Raw genomic sequence first — 26,349 nt, 5'->3', positions numbered from 1 at the left:
CGCCGGACATGCGATGCCGCGCCACTGCGTGCAGCGCTCGGTCTTCCGTCGATTGGCTATTGTCCCGCCCGCGGGCGGGATAGGCGCCTCAGCCCAAAAGCGAGCGGGGCAGGTCCATGGCGATGCCATTGTTGCGGGCGATCAGGCCGGCCCATTCGCCGACCTTCTCTACCTCCTCGGCATGCAGCGTTTTGCCATCCTGGGCGGCGCGTTCGCGCTGGCCCTGGCCGAAATTGGCGCCGGTCTTGGAATCCCGGCCGAATATCGGCCCGGCAACGATGGCGGCAATGTCCGCGTCGCTCAGCGCGATATCGAAATGGCGGGCCAGAACGGTCAGGCTCTCGGCCGGATGCGCGATCAATATTTCACTGTTCAGGGTCAGGACGCGTTCGCCCAATTGCCCGGTCAGCGCCTGGAACTGGGCCTGCTGTGCCAGCCAGCCCAGCGCCGCAATCTGGATATCGGTCAGCCCCAGATAATCGGACGGGGCGATACCCAGATTGACCATGCCCTCGCGCAGCAGCTTGCCGAACAGGTCGCGCACCCACAACCGGCCCCACATGCCCTTGCGGGCGATCGACGCCAGATAGGCATCCAGCGGCGCATGGAGCAGCAACGCACGGGCCGTGGGGCGCAGCGCCATGATGCCGGGGATCAAAGGGTTGATCAGATTGGACGGCTTCACCACCACCGCTTCGCCGGCTGTGAAGGGGCGGGCGAGCAGTCGCAGGCCATGATCCAGCGCGCGGGCAGCCTCCGGTCCCTTCGCGCCGCGATGGCGCCAGCCGACAATGTCGTTCAGCAGCACGGGTTCCTTGAGGCCCATGGCGACGCCGGGACGGTCGAAGGCGGCGGCCAGCAAGGTCGAACAGCAATAGGCCGAATGGAAGATGAAATGCACCGGCGCGGGCGGCGGTGCGGCGCTCACGGCTTCCTCGCGTCGGACCACGATCGGCTCGACGCCCTGAGCGATATATTCGTCTGTCAGGAACGGCACATCGGCGTGGCGCGCGCGCGATACCTGTAGAAACTGAAAGGCATCATGGCCCGGATCATAGCGGTGGGCCAGCCAGCGGGCATCCGCCATTAACATGGTCAGGGGCTGGGTCGAGGAAGCGCTCATTGACCCAGCCTTCGCACGGCATGGGGGCGGGGAGCAAGGCCGCAGGCAGCCGTCTTGTTTGGGCCGTCGCATATGATAGCAGGATGGGATGAACCAGCAGATCGGACGATTTTTGCAACAGGCGGCCGAAGCCCGCCGCACCGGCCACCATGACGAGGTGCGGGCTGTGCTTGCGCATGTTCTTGCGCTCCAGCCCGGCGAGCCTCAGGCGCTCAACATGCTGGGCATGATGGCACTGGAAGTCGGCGATTTTGGTGCTGCCCGCAGCCATTTTCTGGGCGCCACCCAGAGTGATGGCAGTGAACCCGCCCTGTGGATGAATGTGGCAGCCGCACAGCGAGGACTGGGCGATGTCGAGGGTGAGAGGGCCGCTCTGCAACGCGCGATCGACATCGATCAGCGTAATTTCATGGCGCAGATGCGCCTGGCCCAATTGCAGCAGCGTCTGGGCGAAGTCCAGGCTGCCGCCGATAGCTGGAGCAAGGTGCTGGCGATGTCGTCCGGCATGGGCGATTTGCCGCCGCAACTGGTCGACACGTTGGCCGAAGCGCGTGGCTTCGTCACCAATCATCAGGCGCGGTTGGCAAGCTTCGTGGAAGATGGTGTCGCGCCGCTGCTGGCGGATGCGGATGTGCGGAGCCAGCGCCGCTTCCAGGCCTGTCTCGATCATGAATTCGGGCGGCGTCCGCTCTACCAGAACCAGTGTTCCGGGCTCCATTACCCCTTCCTGCCGGCCGATGAATATTTCGAGCCCGACCATTTCCCCTGGATGGCGGAACTGGAAGCGAAGACCGACGTCATCCGGGCCGAATTTCTGGGCCTGATCGAACAGCAGGGCGGCAATGTGCGTCCCTATGTTCGTCAGGATCCGGGCACGCCCGAAAATAAATGGACGGCGCTCGATGGCTCGCTCGATTGGGGGGCGGCTTTCCTATGGGAATATGGCGTGCGCAACGAAGCCGTCTGCGATGCCTGTCCCCAGACCGTGGCGGCGCTGGAAGCATTGCCGCGGGCCGACATCCCCGGCCGAGCGCCATCCGCCTTTTTCTCGCTGCTCAAGCCTCGCAGCCGTATTCCGGCCCACACTGGGGTTACCAATACGCGGGCGATCATCCATTTGCCGCTCATTGTTCCGCCGGGTTGTTTCTTCCGCGTCGGCGGTGAAACCCGTGCCTGGCAGGAAGGACAGGCCTTTGCCTTTGACGACACGATCGAACATGAAGCCTGGAATGACAGCGATCATCTTCGTGTCGTCCTGATCTTCGACGTGTGGAATCCGCATTTGTCACTTGCCGAGCAGCAACTCTTGAAGCAATTCTATGCCACAGCTGATGCCAGCAGGGCGCAGGATGCTCTGGAGGCCGGGGTTTAAGATATTGGACGCGACGGCCATTGCGCCGGATCGCCTGTCATCTGGGAGATATAAGATGCGTATCGTCAAAGCCTTGGTCGTGACCGGCCTGTTCGCGATGGCCTATCCCGCCCTCGCTGAAGACAAGCCCAAGCTCGACCGCAATGATCCTAATGCAACGCGCTGCCGCAGCTTCCCGATAACGGGTTCGCTGGTGAAGAAGGAGCGCGTCTGCAAGACGAACGCAGAATGGCGCGCCATCAGTGAACAGCAGAATCGCGATGCCGATGATCTGATTACGCGCAGCCGCGCCGGCATGAATCCGAACGGTTGAATCTGCGCGTCGCCCATATGGGCGATAGGAACAATATGTACCGAATTGACGGGGGCGGGCGCTATGGGCGCGCGCCCCCATTTTCATGTGCGCAGTCATTTTATCTGGTCACGCATGCGCGTGATTTGATCTTTTTCGACCCAGTCCATGTGCGAAATTTTAACGATCGATTCCTGTAATATAATTACGCAAGCGCGCGAAGGGCGTGTCTTCTCTCGCCAGTCCCGTTGCGCAAAAATACCGATAATTGCGCGCTTTTCGACCGTCGGTGACGGACAGATTCAGAGGAATATGATTTAGTTTCAACACCGTAATGGTGTTGCTGGAATGTTGCACATTTGTAAAAATCGTAACGTTTCGTAACGCAACCGGGTTTACAGCCGGTTCCATGGGGCGCACCCATGCCCCGCCTTGTGGTTCCGCAGGGTCGCACTGGTCACAGCAGGCAGACCAATCTGCCGCTCCAGATAAGGGACTGGAAATTTGAAGAACGCATCGATTGCCGCATTCTTGCGGGCCGGAGTCGCGCCCGTCATTCTCGCCACCGCGCTGTTCCAGGCGCCCCTCCATGCTCAGGATGCCACCCCCCAGGCCGATGATGGCGCGAACGACACGATCGTCGTGACCGGCTCGCTGTTGCGCCGCATCGACAAGGAAACGATCTCGCCGATCACCACCGTGTCGTCGGAAGATCTGGCGATCCGCGGCATCACCACGGTGCAGCAGGGCATCCAGAATCTGTCGGCCAATAACGGTCCGGCGCTGACCAACGGTTTCTCGGCCAACGGCGCCTTCGCCGGTGGTGCCTCGGCGGTCTCGCTGCGCGGCCTGTCGACCTCCTCGACGCTTGTGCTGTTCGACGGCCTGCGCGCCGCCTATTATCCGCTGGCCGATGACGGCACGCGCAACTTCGTCGACCTCAACACCATCCCCGACGCCATCGTCGACCGGGTCGAAGTGGTGAAGGACGGCGCGTCCGCCACCTATGGCGCCGATGCGGTGGCCGGCGTGGTCAACATCATCACCAAGCGCGAAGTGAAGGGCCTGCACCTTCAGGCCGAAGCGGGCGTCGCTGAAAAGGGCTATGGCGCCAACCAGCGCCTGTCGGCCACCTATGGCTATGGCGACCTCGCCGAACAGGGCTTCAACGCCTATGTCAGCGCCCATTATCTCAAGAGCAAGGCGGTCTATAACAAGGACCTGGGCTATCCCTATAACAGCGACGATCTGTCCGGCATCTGCCATGACGGCGTCTGCGGTCCCAACAACATGGCCAATGGCGTCGATCCCAGCATCGGCTTCACCGGCCTGTCGACCGCGACCAATGTCTTCATGGCCCGTCCGTATGATGCCGCCACTGGCGCGGGCACTGGCCGCTACGAGCTGCTCAATGCCGCAGCCGGCTGCGGCAGCCTCAATCCCTACACGCTGACCGACGACGAATATGCGGCCAACAAGACCGCACCGCATACCGTCTGCCAGCAGGACATCACCCACGATTACAGCCAGGTTCTGCCGGAACAGCAGCGCTGGGGCATTTCGGGTCGCTTCACCAAGATCGTCGGCGACAGCGGTGAAGCCTATCTCGAACTCAACTATGAGAACAGCAAGTCCTCCTATACCGGCCTTGCCTCGATCATCCGCGCCAATGCGCCGGCCGGCATCGACTATTCGGCCTATTCGACCTCGACCGGTGCGGGCCTGCTGCGTCTGCCCGTCTATGTCTGCGCCCGCGGCACCGCCAGCTGCGACGCTAGTAACGGCACGCTGAACCCGAACAACCCCTATGCCGCCCAAGGCCAGGAAGCCGCCATCATCGGCCGCCTGCCGACCAGCACCGAATATAATGAATCGGTCAGCCAGGTCTTCCGCGCTGCCGCCGGCATCAAGGGCGATTTCGGCGACGACTGGCATTATCAGGTCGACGGCACCGCCATGGTCTCGAAGCTCAAGACCACGGCCAAGGGCTATGTCTATATCCAGCATCTGCTCGATGTGATCGCGGACGGTTCGTATAATTTCATGAACCCGTCGGCGACCTCGCAGGAGACGCTCGACTATCTGACCCCGACCCAGATCAACCACAGCAAGACCCAGCTTTATCAGGGCCAGGCCAGCATTTCGAAGGAAGTGTTCGACCTGCCGGGTGGTCCGCTGCAGGTCGCGGTTGGCGTCGCCGCCCGCTATGAATCGCTCAACAATCCCAGCGGCAACCCCGACTATGACGGTCAGACCGAGCGCTATTTCCGCCTGAACGCCTTCGGCGCCAAGGGCCATCGCGACGTCGAATCCGCCTATTTCGAACTGAGCGCACCGATCGTCGAGCAGCTCGAACTGACTGCGGCGGGACGCTATGATCGCTATTCGACCGGGCAGGAGAATTTCTCGCCCAAGTTCGGCGCGAAGTTCAAGCCGATCCGCGAACTGATGTTCCGTGGCACCTTCTCGAAGGGCTTCCGTATCCCCAGCTTCGCGGAAATGGGCGCTCTGCCGACCACCGGCTATGTCACCCAGTCGATCGGTTCGATGCCGCAGGAATTCATCGACCAGCATCTGAACGCGGCTGGCACCGGTCCCAACACCTATCTGACCAACTATTCGATCGGTCAGACGACGGTGGGCAATCCGGACCTGAAGGCGGAAAAGTCGCGCAACATCACGCTTGGTGCGACCTTCCAGCCGCTCAACAATGTGTCGTTCAGCGTCGACTATTATAATATCAAGAAGACCGGCGCGATCACCTCGGTGAACTTCTCGAACGCGATCGCCAACTATTACGCCACCGGGGAAACCTCCTATGATGGCGTGACGGTGATCCCGGATGAAGTCGATCAGGAACATACCGGTTCGCAGCGCCGCATCGCCTTCGTGCAGGGTAGCTTCATCAACGCCAACACGATCAAGACGTCGGGTATCGATTTCAACGCGATGGGCAAGTTCCGCCTGAGCGACAACATCACCTTCTCGACCTCGATCGATGCGACCTATGTCATCAAGCTGAACACCGAATATCCCGACGGGACGGTTGAACATTATGTCGACACGCTCGGCAACTTCAACCTGACGGCCGGTTCGGGCACGCAGCAGTGGCGTGGCAGCTGGCAAAATACGCTGGACTTCGGCCGGGGTTCGATCAGCGCCACCGCTTATTATACCGATGGCTATAATTATTCGGCCGAGGATCAGGGCGGTACCGCCGGCGACTGCAGCCTGGTGCCGACCAACTATAATGGTGACGCCTATCAGGGCTGCCGTGTGAAGTCGTTCATCAGCGTCGACATGACGGGCACGATCAAGGTCAACGACCAGTTCGAGCTTTATGCCAATGTCATGAACGTCTTCAACAACAAGCCGCCGATCGATGCGACCACCTATGGGGCCTATCTCTACAACCCGGTGGTTGGCGAGTCGGCGATCCTGGGCCGCTCCTTCCGCATCGGCGCGAAGGCAAGCTTCTAAGCCAGATAATATAAAAGGGCGGCCCTCCCTTGCGGGGCCGCCCTCCTTTCAGGACCAACTGGCGCGCGGCGCGCCTGACTTAGCCGACACTGGGTCTCCGTGCGCCGTCGCCGTCTTCACCCCATCGCCGACCGGAACCAGCCGGTCACCGACGTCCGGGCTGCGCCAGCGGAAGGCGCGACATAGCTGACGCTATGCAATTGCGGCACGCGGAACAGATCGAGCCTGTTGAACGCCGGAACCCGGCCGGAAAAGCCGCCATCGGCACCATGGAACATCAGCAAGCCGCCCCATTCGGTCCGCCATCCCTCGGTCAGGCCGAAGACATAGGCGGCGTGTCGGTTCTTGCCGGCTACTCCATCATCATGGCCGGTCAGGAAATCGCCGCTGACATAGCGGGTCGCCTGACCGTCGGCGAAGCCGATCGCCTCGCCGCCCGTGATCGCCCGGACCAGCGCCAGCACCTCCGGCCCGGCCATGAAGCGAACGAAGGCGTCGAGCAGATGCGGCGACTGCCGGCGCGCCTGCTCCTCGTCGGGCACGCGAATGCTGCCATAGCGGAACTGGAAGCCATGGCGTGCCGCTTCATGCACCGCCTGGTTCAGGGCGCCCCATTGCTGCGGCGTCATCGACTGCGCCGTTGGGCGATCGATCTCGAACAGTTTCTCGTCCGAATTGAGGACGATCCGCCAATCCTCGCGCGCGTCCAGATGCGTGGCCAGCGCGCGGGCCGCCGCATCGGTCAGGAAGGGACCGATGCGGACATGCCCGTCGCGTTGATAGTCGGATCGCAGCCGGTCGATGTCGATCCCATCGGCCAGCGCGAAATCCGCCACCTTTGTCGTCATGCGACGCTGAGCTTCAGTGCGCCGTCGCCATCTTCCACCGTCACCGTCGATCCGTCCGGCACCTCGCCGCGCAGGATCAGGTCGGCCAGCGGATCCTGCAGGTAACGCTGCACCGCCCGCTTCAATGGCCGCGCGCCATAGACCGGATCATAGCCGACCCGGCCCAGCCAGGCGCGCGCGCCATCGGTCAGGTTCAGCACCACCTTGCGATCCTTCAGCAGCTTCTGCACCCGCGCCACCTGGATATCGACGATCGGCGCCATATGGCCGGCCCCCAAACGGTGGAACAGGATGATCTCGTCCAGGCGGTTGAGGAATTCGGGGCGGAAATGGCTGCGTACCATCTCCATCACCTGGTCCTCGACCTTCTCGACCGGCTCGTCGTCGGGCTGGGCGGCGATATATTGGCTGCCCAGGTTCGACGTCAGCACGATGATCGTGTTGGTGAAGTCGACGGTGCGGCCCTGGCCATCGGTCAGGCGGCCATCGTCCAGCACCTGCAGCAGCACGTTGAACACGTCGCCATGCGCCTTCTCGACCTCGTCGAACAGCACGACCTGATAGGGCCGGCGCCGCACCGCCTCGGTCAGCACGCCACCTTCCTCATAGCCGACATAGCCCGGAGGCGCGCCGATCAGCCGGGCGACGCTGTGCTTCTCCATGAACTCGCTCATGTCGATGCGCACCATCGCGCTCTCGTCGTCGAACAGGAATCCGGCCAGCGCCTTGGTCAGCTCGGTCTTGCCGACGCCCGTGGGGCCAAGGAACAGGAAGCTGCCGAGCGGCCGGTTCGGATCCTGCAGACCCGCCCGGCTGCGGCGCACGGCGGTCGCCACCGCGCGCACGGCATCGGCCTGGCCGATCACCCGCTTGCCCAGTTCGGCTTCCATCGCCAGCAGCTTTTCGCGCTCGCCTTCCATCATCCGGTCGACCGGAATACCGGTCCAGCGCGACACGACGCTGGCAATATCCTCGGCCGTCACTTCCTCGCGCAGCATCGCGCCCTTGGACGCGCCCTGGGCCTCGGCCAGCTGCTTTTCCAGCTGCGGGATGGTGCCATATTGCAGCTCGCCGGCCTTGCCATAGTCGCCGCTGCGCTGGGCCTGCTCCAGCTGGAGGCGCGCCGCGTCGAGCTGTTCCTTCAGCTTGGCTTCGCTCGCGATCTTGTCCTTCTCCGCCTGCCAGCGCGTGGTCAGCTCGGCCGACTGCTGCTCCAGATTGGCGAGGTCGGTCTCCAGATTGGCCAGCCGGTCCTTCGACGCCTGGTCGCTTTCCTTCTTCAGCGCCTCGCGCTCGATCTGCAGCTGCATGATCCGGCGGTCGAGATTCTCGATTTCCTCGGGCTTGCTCTCCACCTCCATGCGGATGCGGCTCGCGGCCTCGTCCATCAGGTCGATCGCCTTGTCGGGCAGGAAACGGTCGGTGATATAGCGGTTGGACAGGGTCGCCGCCGCCACGATCGCGCCGTCGGCGATGCGCACGCCATGATGCGCCTCATATTTGTCCTTGATGCCGCGCAGGATCGAAATCGTGTCCTCGACCGTCGGCTCGCCGACGAACACCGGCTGGAACCGCCGCTGCAAAGCCGGGTCCTTCTCGACATATTTGCGATATTCGTCGAGCGTGGTGGCGCCGATGCAATGCAGCTCGCCGCGTGCCAGCGCCGGCTTCAGCAGGTTGCCGGCATCCATCGCGCCTTCGGATTTGCCGGCGCCGATCAGCGTATGCATCTCGTCGATGAACAGGATGATGTTGCCCTCGGCCCCCTTCACTTCGTCGAGCACGCCCTTCAGCCGCTCCTCGAATTCGCCGCGATATTTGGCGCCGGCGATCAGGCTGCCCATGTCGAGCGCCATCAAGGTGCGGTCCTTCAGCGTATCGGGCACGTCGCCATGGGCGATGCGCAGCGCCAGCCCTTCGGCGATCGCGGTCTTGCCGACGCCCGGCTCGCCGATCAGCACGGGGTTGTTCTTGGTGCGGCGCGCCAGGATCTGGATGGTGCGGCGAATTTCCTCGTCGCGGCCGATCACCGGATCGAGCTTGCCGGCCTTGGCCGCCTCGGTCAGGTCGCGGGCGAATTTCTTGAGCGCATCATAACGGTCTTCCGCGCCCGCAGTATCGGCGGTGCGGCCACCGCGCAGCTGGTTGATCGCGCCGTTCAGCGCCTCGGCGCGCACGCCGGCGGTCGCCAAAGCCTTGCCCGCCGCCGTGGTCGTCGCCAGCGTCAGCGCCAGCAGCAGCCGTTCGACGGTGACGAAGCTGTCGCCCGCCTTCTGCGCCACCTGCTCGGCGGAATCGAGTATGCGCACGGCATCATTGTCCAGGCCCGGCGTCTGCTGCGCGCCGCTGCCCGACACGGCCGGCACCCTGGCCAGCGCGGCATCGGTCTCGCGCAGCGCGGTCGCGGCATCGCCGCCCGCCGCCTTGATCAGGCCGGACGCCATGCCCTGCTCATCTTCCAGCAGCGCCTTCAACAGATGTTCGGGGCTGATCCGCTGATGGTTCATGCGGATCGCAACGGTCTGCGCCGACTGGAGGAAACCCTTGGCGCGGTCGGTGAATTTTTCGAGGTTCATTAGCATCCCCTTCAAGGCATTGCTGGCGATGTAATGTTGCAAAAATGACACACAAGGGGCGCGGGCAAAAAATCCGCGCCCCTTGCCTATTTATCTCACTGCTTGGGTGCCTTGGCCGCTTCCGGTGCGAACAGGTCGCCGAAGAAGTCCGCCTTATACCATTGCGGCGGGGTGTCGCTATCGGTCATAACCCGGGCAATGCGGTAATTGGCCTCGGCAAAGCGGGCGCCCGCATCCCAATCGATCTTCTGCGTCATGTCGTCACCGGGATGGTGATAGGCGCCGCTCAGAAATTCGCCCCATGCCTTCTCGCCGCCATTGGCATAGCCGGTCGCCAGGAAGACGGCGGGCACGCCCTGTTTCACGAACATATAATGGTCCGACCGCACGAAAATGGTTTCCTGCGGCATCGGGTCGGCGGCCAGCTTGATCCCCATCGGCGCAACCGCCTTGGCGACGATCGGCCCCAGCGTCGAATGGTCGGCGCCGAACGCGATCACATCGGTGAAGGGATAGAGCAGCAGCGGCATGTCCAGGTCGACATTGCCGACGATCTGCTTGCCCGGCACGGTGGGATGGCGGGCATAATAGTCCGCGCCCAGCAACCCCTTCTCCTCGCCGGTGGAGGCCAGGAAGACGATCGAGCGGCGCGGCTTGTTGGGCGACTGGGCCATGGCACGCGCCACTTCCAGCATGGTCGCGATGCCGGCGCCATTGTCCAGCGCGCCATTGTTGATGCGGTCGGTGTCGGGCTTGTCGCCGGGCTTTGCCGGGCTGATGCCGATATGGTCGAGATGCGCCGACAGGACGACATATTCGTCTTTCAGCTTGGGGTCGCTGCCGGGCAGGATGGCGACGACATTGGGGCTGGTCACCCGCTCGCTGACGCTTTCGACCTGGATCTGGGCAGTCGACTTGAGCGCAAAGCCCTTGGGCTTGCCGCCGGCCTTGTCGGCTTGCTTGCGGATCGCGGCGATGCTGGTCGGTGCGCCGGTGAACACCGCCTGCGCCGCGGCATCGTCCAGGCTGGCGCCGACCCGGATGCCGGGGGCGGCGTCGAACGGCACGCCCTCGGGCGAGACCCAGGTGAAGTCGGGCTCATCGGCGAACTGGACCATGCGGTTCCAGGGGCGGGCCTTCATCGACTGGAGGGTGCCGATCGAGAGCATGCCGATCGCGCCATGCGCCTCGGCGATCTTGCCCTTGGTGGCGGACAGATGCGCGCCTTCCTCGCTCGGCAGCCCCTTGGGATAGCCGCGCAGGGTGACGACGATCTTCCCCTTCACGTCCAGCCCGGCATAGTCGTTGAGGCCGAGCCGCGCATTCTCCAGGCCATAGCCCACGAACACCAGCGGCGCCGACACGTCCAGCTTGGGCTCGGCGGCGTTCATGCCGATGAGGACATCGCCGGCATGGGTGAAGCTTTTGGCGCCGGCCGGACCGGTGACGGTCAGCGTGCCCGGCGTCTTGGCGCGCTCGGTCTTCTGGAAGCCGATGCGCTGCAGCCAGCTTCCATTGTCGCCGGCGGGCTTGAGGCCGAGGCCATCGAACTGGCTGGCGACATAGCGGGCAGCGATTTCATGCCCTTCGCTGCCGGTGTCGCGCCCCTTCAGCAGGTCGTCGGCCAGGAATTCGACATGGGCGCGCACCGCGGCGGCCGAAAAGGTCGGGGTGTCCGATGCCGCTGGGGCAGTGGTCTGGGCGGGCAAGGTGGCGGGCAGCACAAGGGCGGCGGTGGCGGCCAGCAGGGCCAGGCGTTTCATGGGATCGGGGACTTTCCGTCTCTATGGATGATGGCGTGCAGACTTGCCGCTGCGCCCCGTCGCTGTCCAGCCTCCGCTTGTCGATATCATGCGTATTGCGCCGCTATCACGCCCCGCTATGCTGCGCGCCATCGCGGCGGGGTCCGTCCCGGCCGCATCGACTGCCCTCCTGTCCTAGAGGTCTTCATGATCCTTACCCGCATGTCCCGCCGGCTTCCCCTGATGCTCGGCCTGTCCGCGCTTGCGTTCGCGCCGCTTGGCTCCGCCGCGCGGGCCGCCCCGGCCGCTGCCGCCGCCGCGCCCGCGCCGCTCTCCAGCCTCGTTTCGGCGGTGGACATCCCCTATCAGGAATTTCGCCTGGCGAACGGTCTGCGGGTCATCGTCCATACCGATCGCAAGGCGCCGATCGTCGCCGTGTCGGTCTGGTACCATGTCGGTTCGCGCTTCGAGCCCGCCGGCAAGACCGGCTTTGCCCATCTGTTCGAACATCTGATGTTCTATGGCTCGGAAAATGCCGACGGTCCCTTCTTCGGCCGTCTGGAAGATATCGGCGCGACCGACTGGAACGGCACGACCTGGTTCGACCGCACCAATTATTTCGAAACGGTGCCGACCGGCGCGCTCGATCGCGCGCTGTTCCTGGAATCCGACCGCATGGGCCATCTGCTCGGCGCCGTGACCCAGACCAAGCTGGATGCCCAGCGCGGCGTCGTCCAGAATGAAAAGCGCATGGGCGAGAATGAGCCCTATGGCCTGGTGGAATATGCCCAGCTCGCCGGCATGCTGCCCGAAGGCCATCCCTATCGCCACTCGACCATCGGCTCGATGGCGGATCTGAACGCGGCCAGCCTCGCCGACGTCCAGAGCTGGTTCAAGACCCACTATGGCCCGAACAACGCCACGCTGGTGCTGGCCGGCGACATCGATGTGCCGACCGCCAAGGCGAAGGTCGAAAAATGGTTCGGCAACATTGCCTCCGGCCCCGCGCCGCAGGATGTCGACGCGACCGTGCCGACGCTCGACAAGGATGTGGAAAAGGTGATGCACGACAATGTCGCTGCCACCCGCCTCTACCGCAACTGGATCGTCCCCGGCGTCAATTCGCCCGATTTGCAGCAGCTTGACCTTGCCCTCTCGGTGTTCGGCGGCCTCGGCTCCTCGCGCCTCGACAATATCCTGGTCCGCGACGAGAAGGTGGCGGTCGCGGTCAAGGCCAGCATCCAGCCGTTCGAGAAGCTGTCGATGGTCGAGATCACCGTCGACGTGAAGCCGGGCCAGGATCCGGTCGCCGTGGGCAAGCGGCTCGACGCGCTGCTCGCCGACTATCTTGCCAAGGGCCCCAGCGCGGACGAGGTGCTGCGCGCCGCGACCCAGCAGCTCTCCGGCACGATCGGCGGCCTCGAAAAGGTCGGCGGCTTCTCGGGCAAGGCGGTGACCCTAGCCGAAGGCGCGGTCTATTCCGACGATCCGGGCAAATATAAGAAGGATCTCGCCATCTATGCCGCCGCGACGCCCGCCAGCGTCTCGGCCGCCGCGCGCAAATGGCTGGGCCGTCCGGTCTTCCGCCTGACCGTGTCGCCGGGCGAACGCTCGGCCGAGGATAATGCGCTCGCCGGCAATGCGCCCTCGGGCAGCGCGACCATGCATCCCGCCCATTTCCGCGATCCCAATCGCCCCGCGCCCAAGGCCGGCACGCCGCCGCCGCCGACCAAGGTCGCCGAGCCGCCGATCGAGCCGGTCAAGGATCTGGTCTTCCCGCCGGTCGAGCGCGCGAAGCTCTCCAACGGCATGTCGGTCGTCTTCTCGCGCCGCGCCACCGTGCCGGTGGTGAAGGTCTCGGTCGCCTTCGACGCGGGCAATGCCGCCGACAACCGGCAGAAGCTCGGCACCGCCGCGCTCACCACCGCCCTGCTCGACGAAGGCACCACCAGCCGCAACTCGGTGCAGATTTCCGAGGAGCAGGAACGTCTGGGCGCCGGCATCAGCGCGGCCAACAGCATGGACGCCACCAATGTCGGCCTCTATGCGCTCAAGCCCAATCTCGACGCCTCGCTCGGCCTGCTGGCCGACATCATCCGCAATCCCGCCTTCGATCCCAAGGAAGTGGAGCGGTTGCGCAGCCAGATGCTGACCCGCATCGCCGCGGAAAAGACCCAGCCCATGGCCATCGCCCAGCGCATGCTGCCGCCGATGCTCTATGGCCAGGCCCATCCCTATGGCATTCCCTTCACCGGTTCGGGCACCGAAAGCGGGGTGAAAGCGGTGACGCGCGCCGATCTGGTCGCCTTCCATGACACATGGATGCGCCCGGACAATGCGACCATCTTCGCCACCGGCGACACGACGCTCGCTGAACTGCTGCCGCTGCTCGAAAAGCGCTTCGGCGACTGGAAGGCGCCGGCCATTGCCAAGGGCGCCAAGCTGTTCCGCATGGACCGCATGATGCGCCCGTCGCGCATCGTCCTCATCGACAAGCCGCAAAGCCCGCAGTCGATGATCCTCGCCGGCCAGCTCACCAACAAGTCGGGCACCGACAATCCGGTCACCCTCATCACCGCGAACGAGGTGCTGGGCGGCAGCACCACCTCGCGCCTGACCATGGACCTGCGCGAAGCGAAGGGCTGGGCCTATGGCGCGGGCACCGGCATGCCCGGCGTCAAGGAAACCATCCCGCTGCTGGTCTACGCCCCGGTCCAGACCGACAAGACCGGCGAATCGATCATCGCCGCGCGCCAGGACATCAAGGATTTCCTGACCAGCAAGGGCACGACTCAGGCGGAGCGCGACCAGACCATCAACGGCCAGATCCTGTCGCTGCCCGGCAGCTTCGAAACCTCGTCCGACCTGCTCTCGGCGATGATGCGCAACAATCTGCTCGGCCGGCCTGACGATTATTACGCCACCCTGCCGGCAACCTATCGCGCCATCACCGCGGCGCAGATGGATCAGGCCGCGCGCGAGGCGATCAACCCCGATCGGCTGATCTGGGTCGTGGTCGGCGATGCGAAATTGGTGAAGCCCCAGCTTGACGCGGTCGGCCTGCCGGTGGAAATGGGCACATTGGCTGATTGACGCTAACGTAAAGGAGAAGTGAGATGGCTGCAGTGGATGGTGCCTATGATTGCGTGGCTAAGACCCCGCTGGGCGAACAGACCGGCGTGTTCACCGTGATCAGCACGGGCGACCGTTTCAACGGCACCTTTGCCGGCATGATGGGCTCGCTCGACGTCAAGGATGGCGTGGTCGCCGGCAACAAGCTGACCTGGAAGATGGAAATGACCATCCCCATGCCGATGACGCTGGAATGCGAAGCCGAAATCACCGGCGAAAGCCTGACCGGCACGATGCAGCTCGGCGCCTTTGGTGCTGCGCCCTTCACCGGCACGCGTCGCGCATAATCCCGATCGGCTGCGGCCCGGTTCACGCCGGGCCGCAGCCGACATTACCAAAAATTCATGGCCGGCCCGTTGCACTATAAAATTAGTTAGCTATCTAAGCGTTCGTGAATCGGACCGAACTTCAGCGCGCCCTGGCGCATAATATGCCGCAGATTGCGCGCCTCTGGCGCCAGCTTGCCGATTCCACCCTGGCCGAATTTGGTGTCTCCAATTCCGCCGGCTGGTGCCTTCTCTATCTCGACCGGCTGGGCGCCGACGTGCGCCAGATCGAACTGGCCGACGTGCTGGGCATCACCCAGCCTTCGCTGGTTCGCACCCTCGACCATCTACAGGCCGCTGCCCTGATCGAGCGCACCCCCAATCCGGAGGATCGCCGGTCCAACTGCCTGTCGCTCACCACCTCCGGTCGCGACCTTGTCGGCCGCATCGAAACGCGGCTCAGCAACATGCGCAACGACCTGCTCGATGGTGTGCCAGAGGCGGATATCGAGACGGCGGTCAATCTGTTAGAACTGCTGCGACGCCGTATCGGGGAGCGCCGGGGCCAGTCATGAAAAAGGCCGCTTTGTCAGCCTGGAGCGAGCGCCTCGGCGTTCCCGCCGCGCTATTCTCGCTCAAATGTTTCCTGGCGGCGATGCTGGCCCTTTATGTCGCGCTCAGCATTGGCCTGGAACGCCCCTATTGGGCCTTCCTCACCTCCTATATCGTTGCCCAGCCGCTCGCCGGCGCGGTGATTTCCAAGGCGATCTTCCGCGCCATCGGCACCATCGTCGGCGCCGCCTTCTCGGTCGCGATCGTCCCGCCCCTGGTCAATTCGCCCGAACTTCTGACCCTTGCCATGGCTGCCTGGCTGGCGCTCTGCGTCTTCGTCTCGCTGCTCGATCGCACGCCGCGCTCCTACATGTTCGTGCTGGCCGGCTACAGCGCCTGCCTGATCGTCTTCCCCGACGTCGACTCGCCCCAGACCATCTTCACCGTCGCCACCCTGCGCGTGCAGGAAATCTGGATCGGCATCGCCTGTGGCAGCATCGTCCATGGCGTCGTCCTGCCCGGCTCGATCACCGGCAATCTGTTCGCCCGTGTCGAAGCCATGCTGCGCGATGCCGAACGCTGGTCGCGCGACGCGATCGCGACCGAACCGGTGCCCGGTCTCGATGCCGAACGCCGCCGCCTGGCGCAGGACGTCACCGAACTGCACCAGATGTCGATCCATCTGCCCTTCGACATCAGCCGCCTCGCGCCGCGCGTCCGCACCGTGCGCGCGATGCAGGACCAGCTCTCTCTGCTGCTGCCGCTCGGCGCCGCGGTGGAGGATCGGCTGGCCATGCTGAAACAGGCCAATGGCGGCATCGTCCCGGCCCAGGTCGAACAGCTGATCGCCGATGCGCGCGACTGGCTCGATCATCCCGGCACCGACAGCGCCACCCGCGCCGCCGGCGCCCAGGCGCTGATCGACCGCTGCGCCGCGCTCGAACCGGCAGCCGACAGCGATATGGACTGGGCCGGCATGATGCGGCTCAGCCTCTATTCCCGCCTCGGCACGCTGATCGCGGTCCATCGCGATTGCCGCGACCTGTTCGACCAGATGCTGACCCACAGCCGCAGCCCGGTGACGCCGCGCGTCGCCGAACTGCTGGAGGGGCGCCGCAACCGCGAACTGCATCGCGATTATGCCGGTGCCGCGCGCGGCGCCTTCGCCGCTTTCATGACGGTGACGATCGGCTGTGCCTTGTGGATCGGCAGCGGCTGGCACGACGGCGGCAGCGCGGTGATGCTGGCCGGCGTTTTCCTTGCCCTCTTCTCGGCGTCGGACAATCCGCTCGCCCCGCTCAAGGGTTTCATGATCGGCACGATCATCGCCACCTTCCTCGGCGCGCTTTATGGCTATGCCATCATGCCCCGGCTCGACGGCTTCGCCATGCTCGCTTTGGCCTATGCGCCGCCGCTGCTGATACTGGGCGCAATGATGGCCTCGCCGCGCTGGATGGGCATTGCGCTGCCGACGCTGCTCGGCCTCGGCAGTCCGGTGCTGCTCTCCAGTGCCTATGTCAGCGCCTTCGCCTCCTATGTGAACGGCTCGGTGGCACAGCTGGTCGGCATCTGGTTCGCCATCATCATGGCCGGCCTGCTGCAATCGGCCGGGGTGGAACGCGCCGTGCGCCGCACCGTGCGCGCCGGCTGGGCGGATATCGCCACTCGCGCCAACCTCATGACCCAGCCCGATGTGCGCGGCTGGATCAACCGCATGCTCGATCGCATCGCGCTGCTCGCCCCGCGCCTCGCCGCCATTCGCACCGACAGCGGCAAGCCGCTCTATGACGCGCTGCGCGACCTGCGCACCGGTGTCGCCATCGGCGAATTGCGCCAGCTCCGCGTCGATCTTCCCTTTGACGAAGGCGCCCCGCTCGGCCGGGTGCTGGGCGGCGTGGCCGACCATTATCGCCGGCTCGATCCCGATGCACCGGCATCCGCCGATCCCGCCCTGCTCGATGACATCGACAGCGCCATCGGCGACCTTGCCGCCAATCCCGCGCCCTCGGTCCGCCGCGATGCGATCCTGGCGCTGGTCAGCCTGCGCCGTAATCTCTTTGCCGACAGCGCCGGCTATCGCATGCCCCCCCTGACCCCAAAGCCCCCCCTGACCGGAGTTCCCGCATGACCGGCGAATTGTCCATCGACGGGGTCTTCTTCCCCACGCTGCTGGCGCTGGCGCTGGCCGCGCTCATCCTCACCTATGGCCTCACCCGCCTGATCGCGGCGTTCGGCCTCTACCGCTTTCTTGCCTATCGGGCACTCGTCGACCTCAGCCTGTTCGTGCTGACGCTCGGGGGCCTGTCCATTCTCGTTCCGATGCTGGGAATCCGCCTATGAACCGCCTGACCGGGACGCTGATCCGCAGCGCCGCCACCATCATCATCGTCATCCTCGCCGTCATCGTCGCGGTGTGGATGTGGAACCATTATGAGCGCAGCCCCTGGACCCGCGACGGTCGTGTCCGCGCCGACGTGGTGCGCGTGACCCCCGATATCGGCGGCCTCGTCACCTCGGTCGCGGTGCGCGACAATCAGCAGGTGAAGGCGGGCGACCTGCTCTTCGTCATCGACACGCCGCGCTATGCGCTGGCGCTGGAACAGGCGGAAGCGCAGATCGCCAGCGCCCAGGCGACGCTCGGCCAGGCCCGGCGAGAGGCGACCCGCGATCTGGCGCTGGGCGATCTCGTCGCCAAGGAAAGCCATGAACAGAATGTCGCCCGCGTCGCCACCGCGCAGGCCGCGCTGGCCGAGGCACGCAGCGCGCGCGACGCCGCCGCCTTGAACCTCAAGCGCACCCAGGTCCGCGCCTCGGTCAACGGCGTCGTCACCAATCTCGATCTGCATCCCGGCGACTATCTGGGCGCCGGCACCCAGGCGATGGCGTTGATCGACAGCGACAGCCTGCGGGTCGAGGGCTATTTCGAGGAAACCAAGCTGCCTCTGGTCTGCATCGGCGCGCCGGTCACCGTCCGCCTGATGGGCGAGAAGCAGGATCTGCACGGCAAGGTCGAAAGCATCGCCTATGGCATCAATGACTCGACCCGCAGCGATTCCGGCAATCTCCTGCCCACGGTCGAGCCGACCTTCTCCTGGGTCCGCCTCGCCCAGCGCATCCCGGTCCGGGTGAAGCTCACCAATGTCCCGGCCAATATCACGCTGATCTCGGGCCGCACCGCCACGGTGACGGTCGAACCGGCGAAGAAGGATGCCAAGCCGGGAAGCTGCCGTCATGCGTAAGGGTATCGCCACATCCTTGGTGGCCCTGGCCCTCAGCGCCTGTGCCACCGCCGGACCGGACTATCATCCGCCCGAACATTCGGCCGCGACCGCACCGGGCGCGCAGGGCGCCTTCCAGTCGGCGCAGGGCGCGGGCTTCAGCAATGCGGAACTGCCCGACCATTGGTGGAAACTCTATAATGACCCCCGGCTCGACGCGCTGATTGCCGAGGCGCTGACCGCCAATACCGACCTGCGCGTCGCCGATGCCAATCTGACGGCGGCACAGGCTGTGCTGCGCGAGACCGAGGCGGGGCGCCAGATCAGCACCACGATCAGCGGCGGCGAAACGCTGGCGCGGCCCTCGGGCGTGACCCAGCATCTGCCCGGCTCGGTCAGCTATGATTTCGGCCTCAGCGCCTCCTATCCGCTCGACCTCAACGGTCGCATCCGCCGCGCGATCGAATCGAGCGGCGCCAATGTCGAGGCGGTGACCGCCGCGCGCGACTATGTCCGCGTCAGCGTCGCCGCCGCCACGGCCAAGGCCTATGCCCAGGTTTGCGCCGCCAATTATGCGCTCGGCGTCAATCGCCGGGTCGTCTCGCTCCAGCGCGATACGCTCAACGCCACCCAGCGCCTGTTCAAGGGCGGTCGCGGTACCGCCTTCGACGTCAGCCGCGCCCAGGCGGCGGTGGACCAGAGCGAGGCGACGCTGCCGGTCTATGAAGCCCAGCGCCAGAGCGGCCTCTATCTGCTCGCCACCCTGCTCGGCCGTCCGCCCGCCGATTACCCCAGGGATGTGGAAGGCTGCGCCACCCTGCCGTCGCTCGGCGCGCCGCTGCCGGTGGGCGATGGCACCGAGCTGATCCGCCGCCGCCCCGACATCCGCCAGGCCGAACGCATGATCGCCTCCGACACCGCGACTTTGGGCGTTGCCATGGCCGATCTCTATCCGCAGGTCAGCATCGGTGGCTCGGTCGGCCTGTCCGGCCCGCTCAAGGATTTCGGCTCCGGTTCCGCCTTCGGCTTCAGCCTCGGCCCGCTCATCAGCTGGACCTTCCCCAACCGCCCGGTGGTCCGCGCCCGCATCGCCCAGGCCGATGCCCAGGTGCAGGCCGATCTCGCCAGCTTCGACGGCAGCGTGCTGGAAGCGCTGCGCCAGACCGAAACCGCGCTCGAAACCTATCGCCGCGATGCGGAAAAGGCCGCTGCGCTCGATCGCGCCCGCGACAGCGCCAATGTCTCGGCGGGGCAGGCGAACAAGCTGTTCCGCTTCGGCCGCAGCGATTTCCTCGACCTGCTCGATACCCAGCGCAGCCTCGCCAGCGCCGAATCCTCGGCCGCGGCCGCCCGCGTCCAGCTGGTGCAGGACCAGATCGCCATCTTCCTGGCGCTGGGCGGCGGCTGGACCTCAGACGATGCGGTCGACCAGAGCGCGGGGAACCCGCAGCAATGATCCGTGGCGCGCGCCGGCCGGCATGGTCAGGCGCGCGCTGACGTCGGTCCACGTCACCATGTCGCGGGTCATCGCCGCGCCCCAGCGACCCTCCTTGTAGACGTCATAATAGCAGAGCAGCGCATCGCCGACCTGCGCGCTCATCGGCCCCTCGACCCAGCCAGGTGAGAAGGGCGGTGACAGGGGGCCGAACGGCCCGGTCGGGCTGTCCGCCTTCGCCACCTGCAGCCATTTGTGCGGTGGCTGCACCGTCTCGTCCTTGACGATCAGATAGAGGCCGCCGCCCGGCGCCTGCGCGAACGTCCCGTCGATCACGCTGAAGCCGGGATCATAGAGCGGCGCGGGCGTGCTGAACGTCTCGAAATCACTGGTGCTGACCGACCAGAGGCGATGGTTATAGCCCGATTCCGATGTCCCCGCCGTCTCGGTGAAGCGTCCGGTCACGGTGCTCGACCAGAACAGGATATGCCGCCCGGTCGCCGGATCGCGCACCGCCTCGGGCGCCCAGCAATTGCGGGTGCCGGGCACGTCCTGCATCACCGGGATGGCGCGCTGCGGCGACCAGTGGACCAGATCGCGGCTGGTCGCATGGCCGATCGTCACCCCTTCCCAGGCGGTGGTCCACAGCAGATGATAGACGCCCTTGTCCGCGAACAGATAGGGGTCGCGCATCAGCTTCTTCTCGCCCACCTGCGGCACCAGCAGGCTGCGCCCGCCCGCCAGCGTGCGAAAGGCAAAGCCATCCTCGCTCACCGCCAGTTTGAGGCCGTCGGCCTCGCCCTTGCCGGTGGTGAAATAGGCAAAGACCAGCAGGTCATCGGCGCGCGCCGCCGACCGGGTGGCGCACCCCGCCAGCGCCAATGCGCCCAGCCCCAATGTGAAGTCGCGCCGTCTCATCAACGATAATCCTTGGCCATTTGCGGGTAGAGTGTGATCAGCTCATTGGCGACATAGTCGCCGCCATGGCCCATCGGCCCGGTCGGTTCGGGCTTGGGGGCAACCGGCTGCTGCGATGCCAGCCCGCCCGGCGCCTCCGCCCCGTTCAGCCCCTGGCTGATCAGGTCGGGCTTGGCGCCTTCGCCGGCATTATGCCCGTCCTGATCGAAAATCGCTTCCTGATGCCGGATCGGCTCCCAGATGAACGTGCCCCAGCCATGCTTGCCGGGCAGGGCGTGGACCAGATCGTTGATATAGCGCTTGCGGCTCGAATATTCGGCGACCAGCAGCCCCTTGTCGGGATAGCGCTTCACATATTCGCTGAAGGTCGTGGCCCAGTCGCCCTGCGCCCGCTGCTGGTAGCAGGAAAAGCCGACCACATCGAAATCCACCTGCCGGGCGATCAGCGCATCGGTCCATTCGCGCACGATCGGCCAGTGCCGGCCCAGATGATTATGCACCTGGATCGCCACCCCCGGCTCGGCCCGGCGCGCACCGGCAATCCCGGCGCGCAGCAATGCGGCAAAGCCGTCGAACCCGCCAACTTCGCCGACCTTGGCATGATTGGCGTCGGTCACCGGATTGCCGGTCGACGTCGACAGCTTCACCCGGCCATGGGGCCACAACATGCCGAAGGTCGTTTCATTGCCGATCACCGCCATGTCGACCGGCGCGCCGCCCGCGCGCATCGCCACCAGCGTGTCATGGGTATGCGCCTCGACCGCCTTGGCCAGCGCCGGCAGGTCATAACCGGCCCAGGCCGCCGGCACCGCCTGATGCTCCGGGTCGGCCCAGGTGTCGCTATAATGAAAACTCAGCACCAGCCCCATGCCGGCATCGCGCACCCGCTTGCCCAGCTTCACCGTCTGGGCGAGGCCAGCCCAGCCCTTGTCCGGCTCCCGCTTCGAATAGCCCTTGGCCGGATCGACGAAGATGCGCAGCCGGATCGCGTTGAACCCGGCATCGCGCAGGATCAGGATCGGGTCCTTCTGTTCGCCATCCACGAAATAGCGCGCCCCCGCCGCCTCATCCTCGGGCACCCAGCTGATGTCAGCGCCGATCAGATAGGCGCCGGGCCGCGCGCCATTCTTGCTCACCTTGGCCAGCGCCGGCCGGGCCAGCAGGGGCAGGGTGGCAAGGCCGAATGTGCCGCGACGCGTGAACCGGGTCATGCCTTCACCTCCATGCGATATTCCGGAACGATGCGCAGCACCTCCAGCGTCGCGACCTGTTCCCCCGCCGGCAGCTTCGCCCGCGCTGCATCATCCAGATAGATGGGTGCATCGGCGCGCAGCGGCATCACCGTCAGCGTCCAGGGCCGGCCCAGCCGCGCGGCAAAGCGCTTGAGGCCGATCCGCCAGACCCGCCCGTCCCAATAGGCATCGTCCAGCATGTCGGGGCCATCGAACAGCCGGCCGATATCGCCGCGCCAGTCGATCTCCAGAAAGGCGTCGCCGCCCTTCGCCAACACATCCTTCGGAATGGTGAAGCTAAAGGCCGCCGCCGCCTTGTGCGCCTCGGGCAGCGGCTGCATCGCCGCCTTGGCCGGTCCGCCAATCTCGATCGGCGGCGCCGTGCCGGCCTCGCGCGTCCGGGTGAAGGGCAGGGGCGCGATGGCTGTCGCCTTCGCCGTCATCATCGCCGCCTTGCCGGGCAATATCTGCCAGGCGAAACGCGCCTCGCCGCGCTGGCGCAGTTCCAGCCCGTCCGGCCCGAACAGCGCATCCGCCGCGCTCAGCACCACGCGCCGCTCGCCACCGATCTCGCCGACCCAGATGCGCTTTGCCGCCTCCCGGTCGATCAGCAGCAGCCGCACCGATCGCCCGTCCGCGCCGGTCACCCGCACCGGCCGCGTCGCGGATGGCGGCACCTGGACGATCACCCGCCCGCCTTCGCTGCGTGCCGGCGCATCGACCTTCGTCTCCGCCGGAAAGGCCAACTCTACCGGGCCGGGCAGGCAGGCCGCCATCACATGGATCGGCCCGTCCCTGTCGGCAATGCGCGTCACCGGCTGCGCCGTTGCCCAGTCGAGCCGCACCCCGTCGAGGTCCATGCCGATCGGCCAGAAGAAATTGTCGCCCGGCGCGATCGTCACCGGCCGGCTCGGTAGGCGAACCGTGCCGCCGGCCAATGTCACATTGAACTGCGTGCCGGGATGCGCCGCCGTGCCATATTGGCGGACATGATTGTTGACGAACAGGAAGCCGGAGTCGCCCTTCGCCCGCACCGCCCAGCGCAGCGTCTTCAGGTCATCCTTGTCTGCCGGCAGCACGGCCGGCGCATGCACCGTCATCGGCGCCAGCGTCTCGCCATATTCGGCCAGGAAATAATGGAGCGGGCGCAGCGCTGCGCTCACCGGATTGACCTCGCCATATTGGCCGATCGGCGCCTGGAAATCATAGGCGATCGCCGGGCAGTCATTATAGCCGCTCGACCGCTGCGTTTCCTCCAGCATGCGCCCGTTCGCCATCGGGTTGGCGCCGCCATGGAACATATAATAGCCCAGCAGATTGACGCCCGATCCGACCTGCGTCGTCACCGCCGCCGCCACGTCGGCCGGCTGCAGCAACGGCCGCCGCCGATACATGACCGGCACGCCGCCGCCATATTCCGCGCCCAGAAAGGGCGTGTCTTCCATGTCGCTGTCGGCGTCGCCGCGCCGCCCGCCGCGCGTCTGCGCGCCCAGGTCGCCGCTCACCCGGCTGTCGAAGCGGAACAGGTAATTTTCCTTGGGCGGCAGTTTCACCGTCTTCGCCGACCAGGGCTCGTCGGGATAGCCGCCATGCACCGGCACCACCTCGCCCTTGGGATAGACGGTCTGGTCCCATCCGGTCACGGTATAGAGCGGCACGTCGAAGCCGATCCGCAGCGCCAGCGCCTTCAGCGCGGCGATATGTTCCCGGCCCTGGCCGGGGCCACCCAGATTATATTCATTCTCGACCTGCATGCCGATGATCGGCCCGCCATCCTTCCACATCAGCCCCGTGAGCTGATCGTGCAGCCCGCGCCAGAAACGCTCGACCTGCGCCATATAGGCGGGGTCGTTGCTGCGCGTGCGGGTGCTGCCGGCGATCCAGTCGGGAATGCCGCCAAAGCGCGCCTCGGCATGGCCCCAGGGGCCGGGCCGCAGGAAGAAGAGCAGGCCATGTTTCTGGCAGAGCCGCACGAAACGCCCGATATCGCGGTCGCCGGTCCAGTCGAGTGTGCCGGGCGCCAGCTCGACATGGTTCCACAGCACGTATGAGGCGACGATGCCGACGCCGGCCGCCTTCATCTTCAGCAATTCCTCTTCCCAATATTCGCTCGGGAAGCGGGTGAAGTGAAACTCGCCCATCACCGGCAGCCAGGGCCGGTCGTCGCGGGTCAGATAGAGATTGGTGATGCCGATCCGCCCCTGCGGCCCGGCGCCGGCCCCCATATGGAGATGCCCGGATTTGAGCGGCAGGCCCGGCTTGCGCGCATCCAGACTATTGGCCGTCTGGGCCAGGGCGTCAGCGGGAAGGGCGAGGCCCAGGCCGGCAAGGCCGGTGGCAGTCAGCGCCGTGCGCCGGTCGATATCGGGCATCCGTCCTCCTGTGATGAAACGGGAGGCTGAGCCCTCCTCTTGGATCGGGGTTGTCCTGCGCCGGCCCGGTGGCCGGCGCAGGACGGGATATCAGCGGGCCAGCCAGCCGCCATCGACGGCCAGGACATGGCCATGGATATAATTGGCGGCCGGCGAGGCCAGGAACACGGCGGCGCCGCCAATGTCGCTGGGGTCGCCCCAGCGGCCGGCCGGGATACGCTCCTGGATCTGGCGGTTGCGGGTCTCGTCGGCCTGCAGCGCGGCGGTGTTGTTGGTGGCGATATAGCCCGGCGCGATCGCGTTGACGTTGACGCCCCTGGCCGCCCACTCGTTCGCCAGCAGCTTGGTGAGGCCGGCGACGCCGCTCTTGGACGCGGTATAGCTCGGCACCCGGATGCCGCCCTGGAACGACAGCAGCGAGGCGATGTTGACGATCTTGCCGCTACCCTGCGCCAGCATATGCCGCCCGGCCGCCTGCGCGAGGAAGAAGGTCGACTTCAAATTGGTGTCGATCACCGCGTCCCAGTCTTCCTCGGTGAAGTCGACGCTGTCGGCGCGGCGGATGATGCCGGCATTGTTGATGAGGATGTCGAGCCCGCCCAGCTTCTCGATCGTCTCGTCGACGACGCGCTGCACCGGTTCGATGCTGGAAAGATCGGCCGAGACGATCTCCGCCTTGCGGCCGAGCCCGCGAACCTTCTCGACGGTCTCCTCCGCCGGGGTGCGGCCGACTGCCGCAATGTCGGCGCCCGCCGCCGCCAGCGACAGCGCGATCGCCTGGCCAATGCCGGTATTGGCGCCGGTGACGATGGCGACCTTGCCACCAAGATCGAAGATATTGCTCATGTCAGGACTCCCTGGCCCCTTCCGCTCGCGCGAAAGGGGCGAAAAACCGTCAGGCCAGCTGGCAGATATCCAGCACGTTCATGTCGGTATAGTCCTGGTTCTCGCCGGCCATCGCCCAGATGAAGGCATAGGATTTGGTGCCCGAGCCCATATGGACCGACCAGGGCGGCGAGATCACGGCTTCCTCATTGGCCATGACGATGTGACGCATCGCATCGCCCTCACCCATATAGTGGAAGACGCGATCGGCATCGCCATCCAGCTCGAAATAGAAATAAATCTCGCTGCGGCGCTCATGGATGTGCGGGGGCATGGTGTTCCACACCGAACCGGGCTTGAGCACGGTCAGGCCCATGACCAGCTGTGCGCTGTCGCAGATGCCGGGGATGACGAGCTGGAAGATGGTGCGCTCGTTCGACTCTTCGAGGCTGCCGCGCTCCAGCGCATTGGCGTCGGCGATGCCGAGCTTGCGGGTGGTGAACGCCTTGTGCGCCGGGCAGGAGGCGAGATAGAAACGCGCGCCGGCGCCGGCGAACTCCACGTCCTTGGCGCCCATCGTCACATAGAGGCAATCCTTGTTGCCGAGCGTGAAGACTTCGCCGTCGACGGTCACACTGCCTTCCACGCCCGAGACATTGACGATCGCCAGTTCGCGCCGCTCCAGGAAGGGATGGCCCGCCGCCGAGGCCGGCTCGGTCTGCGCCGGCAGCTTCACCGGCGCATCGACTACCGCCACGCCGCCGATCACGAAGCGCTCGGCATGGGTGTAGTTCAGCACGCATTCGCCATCACGGAACAGCCCGCCGATCAGATAGCGATCCCGCAGCTCCTCGTTCGACACGCACTCCATCATGTCGGGGTGGGTCGCATAATAGGTCTTGTCGAACATGATATCCTCGCCGGTTATTCGAAATTGCCCCTTGGGAAGCAAATTCGGAAACCGGT

General features: G+C 65.5%; 19 protein-coding genes. 10 read left to right on the top strand and 9 right to left on the bottom strand.

The window, feature by feature from the left end; all coding sequences use genetic code 11:
• Positions 1–88 precede the first annotated feature (88 nt).
• Positions 89–1,123, bottom strand: coding sequence for a hypothetical protein (locus AC13EK_RS07795; RefSeq protein ID WP_069338768.1), 1,035 nt, complete (start codon positions 1,121–1,123; stop codon positions 89–91).
• Positions 1,124–1,211: 88 nt separating this feature from the next.
• Between AC13EK_RS07795 and AC13EK_RS07790 the strand changes: the two genes are divergently transcribed.
• From AC13EK_RS07790 to AC13EK_RS07780, 3 genes are all read left to right on the top strand, one after another.
• Positions 1,212–2,495 carry an aspartyl/asparaginyl beta-hydroxylase domain-containing protein gene (locus tag AC13EK_RS07790; protein ID WP_069338769.1) on the top strand — a complete coding sequence of 428 codons (1,284 nt, stop codon included), beginning with the start codon at positions 1,212–1,214 and terminating at the stop codon, positions 2,493–2,495.
• A gap of 55 nt (positions 2,496–2,550) precedes the next feature.
• A complete protein-coding gene (locus tag AC13EK_RS07785; protein ID WP_234792514.1) occupies positions 2,551–2,808 on the top strand; it encodes a hypothetical protein in 258 nt (85 codons plus the stop codon).
• Between the two features lie 510 nt (positions 2,809–3,318).
• Positions 3,319–6,267, top strand: coding sequence for a TonB-dependent receptor plug domain-containing protein (locus AC13EK_RS07780; RefSeq protein ID WP_278984041.1), 2,949 nt, complete (start codon positions 3,319–3,321; stop codon positions 6,265–6,267).
• Between the two features lie 116 nt (positions 6,268–6,383).
• Here AC13EK_RS07780 and AC13EK_RS07775 read toward each other — a convergent pair whose 3' ends face one another.
• From AC13EK_RS07775 to AC13EK_RS07765, 3 genes are all read right to left on the bottom strand, one after another.
• Positions 6,384–7,115, bottom strand: coding sequence for a 2OG-Fe(II) oxygenase (locus AC13EK_RS07775; protein ID WP_069338771.1), 732 nt, complete (start codon positions 7,113–7,115; stop codon positions 6,384–6,386).
• Complete coding sequence (gene clpB, locus AC13EK_RS07770) at positions 7,112–9,691, bottom strand: ATP-dependent chaperone ClpB (RefSeq protein WP_069338772.1); 2,580 nt, start codon at positions 9,689–9,691, stop codon at positions 7,112–7,114. Before clpB ends, AC13EK_RS07775 begins: the two co-directional genes overlap by 4 nt.
• Positions 9,692–9,786: 95 nt before the next feature.
• On the bottom strand, positions 9,787–11,454 hold the full coding sequence (locus AC13EK_RS07765; protein WP_069338773.1) for a M28 family metallopeptidase: 1,668 nt from the start codon (positions 11,452–11,454) through the stop codon (positions 9,787–9,789).
• A gap of 186 nt (positions 11,455–11,640) precedes the next feature.
• Between AC13EK_RS07765 and AC13EK_RS07760 the strand changes: the two genes are divergently transcribed.
• The 7 genes from AC13EK_RS07760 (at position 11,641) to AC13EK_RS07730 (ending at position 20,057) form a co-directional block, all read left to right on the top strand.
• Positions 11,641–14,526, top strand: a complete 2,886-nt coding sequence (locus tag AC13EK_RS07760) for a M16 family metallopeptidase (protein ID WP_277788333.1) — start codon at positions 11,641–11,643, stop codon at positions 14,524–14,526.
• Positions 14,527–14,549: 23 nt separating this feature from the next.
• Positions 14,550–14,852: a hypothetical protein gene (locus AC13EK_RS07755; protein ID WP_004209325.1), complete on the top strand. Its 303-nt coding sequence runs from the start codon at positions 14,550–14,552 to the stop codon at positions 14,850–14,852.
• 104 nt (positions 14,853–14,956) lie between these two features.
• Positions 14,957–15,406 (top strand): MarR family winged helix-turn-helix transcriptional regulator, encoded by a 450-nt coding sequence (locus AC13EK_RS07750; protein ID WP_004209326.1) that lies wholly within the window; start codon positions 14,957–14,959, stop codon positions 15,404–15,406.
• The gene (locus AC13EK_RS07745; RefSeq protein WP_069338775.1) at positions 15,403–17,511 is read left to right on the top strand and encodes an FUSC family protein; all 2,109 of its coding nucleotides are present in this window, start codon (positions 15,403–15,405) and stop codon (positions 17,509–17,511) included. Before AC13EK_RS07750 ends, AC13EK_RS07745 begins: the two co-directional genes overlap by 4 nt.
• On the top strand, positions 17,508–17,723 hold the full coding sequence (locus AC13EK_RS07740; protein ID WP_004209328.1) for a DUF1656 domain-containing protein: 216 nt from the start codon (positions 17,508–17,510) through the stop codon (positions 17,721–17,723). Before AC13EK_RS07745 ends, AC13EK_RS07740 begins: the two co-directional genes overlap by 4 nt.
• Positions 17,720–18,622, top strand: coding sequence for an efflux RND transporter periplasmic adaptor subunit (locus AC13EK_RS07735; protein WP_010337503.1), 903 nt, complete (start codon positions 17,720–17,722; stop codon positions 18,620–18,622). Before AC13EK_RS07740 ends, AC13EK_RS07735 begins: the two co-directional genes overlap by 4 nt.
• Positions 18,615–20,057, top strand: a complete 1,443-nt coding sequence (locus AC13EK_RS07730) for an efflux transporter outer membrane subunit (RefSeq protein ID WP_069338776.1) — start codon at positions 18,615–18,617, stop codon at positions 20,055–20,057. The genes AC13EK_RS07735 and AC13EK_RS07730 overlap by 8 nt, the downstream gene beginning before the upstream one ends.
• Here the strand turns inward: AC13EK_RS07730 and AC13EK_RS07725 are convergent.
• From AC13EK_RS07725 to kduI, 5 genes are all read right to left on the bottom strand, one after another.
• On the bottom strand, positions 20,013–20,954 hold the full coding sequence (locus AC13EK_RS07725; protein WP_069338777.1) for a glycoside hydrolase family 43 protein: 942 nt from the start codon (positions 20,952–20,954) through the stop codon (positions 20,013–20,015). The two genes, AC13EK_RS07730 and AC13EK_RS07725, sit on opposite strands and share 45 nt — an antisense overlap.
• Positions 20,954–22,165 carry a glycosyl hydrolase 53 family protein gene (locus AC13EK_RS07720; protein WP_069338778.1) on the bottom strand — a complete coding sequence of 404 codons (1,212 nt, stop codon included), beginning with the start codon at positions 22,163–22,165 and terminating at the stop codon, positions 20,954–20,956. Before AC13EK_RS07720 ends, AC13EK_RS07725 begins: the two co-directional genes overlap by 1 nt.
• Positions 22,162–24,558 carry a beta-galactosidase gene (locus AC13EK_RS07715; RefSeq protein ID WP_069338779.1) on the bottom strand — a complete coding sequence of 799 codons (2,397 nt, stop codon included), beginning with the start codon at positions 24,556–24,558 and terminating at the stop codon, positions 22,162–22,164. The genes AC13EK_RS07720 and AC13EK_RS07715 overlap by 4 nt, the downstream gene beginning before the upstream one ends.
• Before the next feature lie 90 nt (positions 24,559–24,648).
• A complete protein-coding gene (gene kduD, locus AC13EK_RS07710) occupies positions 24,649–25,404 on the bottom strand; it encodes a 2-dehydro-3-deoxy-D-gluconate 5-dehydrogenase KduD (protein ID WP_483022150.1) in 756 nt (251 codons plus the stop codon).
• 49 nt (positions 25,405–25,453) lie between these two features.
• Complete coding sequence (kduI, locus tag AC13EK_RS07705) at positions 25,454–26,293, bottom strand: 5-dehydro-4-deoxy-D-glucuronate isomerase (protein ID WP_483022149.1); 840 nt, start codon at positions 26,291–26,293, stop codon at positions 25,454–25,456.
• Between the last annotated feature and the right edge of the window lie 56 nt (positions 26,294–26,349).

Source organism: Sphingobium sp. L-44, from assembly GCF_056859495.1.
Note: the sequence above shows the minus strand (reverse complement) of the source record. Positions and strands in the feature narration are given on the sequence as shown.

Coding starts and splice junctions, on each gene's coding strand:
- AC13EK_RS07795 (WP_069338768.1), bottom strand. CDS start 1,123: ATGAGCGCTTCCTCGACCCAGCCCCTGACCATGTTAATGGCGGATGCC.
- AC13EK_RS07790 (WP_069338769.1), top strand. CDS start 1,212: ATGAACCAGCAGATCGGACGATTTTTGCAACAGGCGGCCGAAGCCCGC.
- AC13EK_RS07785 (WP_234792514.1), top strand. CDS start 2,551: ATGCGTATCGTCAAAGCCTTGGTCGTGACCGGCCTGTTCGCGATGGCC.
- AC13EK_RS07775 (WP_069338771.1), bottom strand. CDS start 7,115: ATGACGACAAAGGTGGCGGATTTCGCGCTGGCCGATGGGATCGACATC.
- clpB (WP_069338772.1), bottom strand. CDS start 9,691: ATGAACCTCGAAAAATTCACCGACCGCGCCAAGGGTTTCCTCCAGTCG.
- AC13EK_RS07765 (WP_069338773.1), bottom strand. CDS start 11,454: ATGAAACGCCTGGCCCTGCTGGCCGCCACCGCCGCCCTTGTGCTGCCC.
- AC13EK_RS07760 (WP_277788333.1), top strand. CDS start 11,641: ATGATCCTTACCCGCATGTCCCGCCGGCTTCCCCTGATGCTCGGCCTG.
- AC13EK_RS07755 (WP_004209325.1), top strand. CDS start 14,550: ATGGCTGCAGTGGATGGTGCCTATGATTGCGTGGCTAAGACCCCGCTG.
- AC13EK_RS07745 (WP_069338775.1), top strand. CDS start 15,403: ATGAAAAAGGCCGCTTTGTCAGCCTGGAGCGAGCGCCTCGGCGTTCCC.
- AC13EK_RS07740 (WP_004209328.1), top strand. CDS start 17,508: ATGACCGGCGAATTGTCCATCGACGGGGTCTTCTTCCCCACGCTGCTG.
- AC13EK_RS07735 (WP_010337503.1), top strand. CDS start 17,720: ATGAACCGCCTGACCGGGACGCTGATCCGCAGCGCCGCCACCATCATC.
- AC13EK_RS07730 (WP_069338776.1), top strand. CDS start 18,615: ATGCGTAAGGGTATCGCCACATCCTTGGTGGCCCTGGCCCTCAGCGCC.
- AC13EK_RS07725 (WP_069338777.1), bottom strand. CDS start 20,954: ATGAGACGGCGCGACTTCACATTGGGGCTGGGCGCATTGGCGCTGGCG.
- AC13EK_RS07720 (WP_069338778.1), bottom strand. CDS start 22,165: ATGACCCGGTTCACGCGTCGCGGCACATTCGGCCTTGCCACCCTGCCC.
- AC13EK_RS07715 (WP_069338779.1), bottom strand. CDS start 24,558: ATGCCCGATATCGACCGGCGCACGGCGCTGACTGCCACCGGCCTTGCC.
- kduD (WP_483022150.1), bottom strand. CDS start 25,404: ATGAGCAATATCTTCGATCTTGGTGGCAAGGTCGCCATCGTCACCGGC.
- kduI (WP_483022149.1), bottom strand. CDS start 26,293: ATGTTCGACAAGACCTATTATGCGACCCACCCCGACATGATGGAGTGC.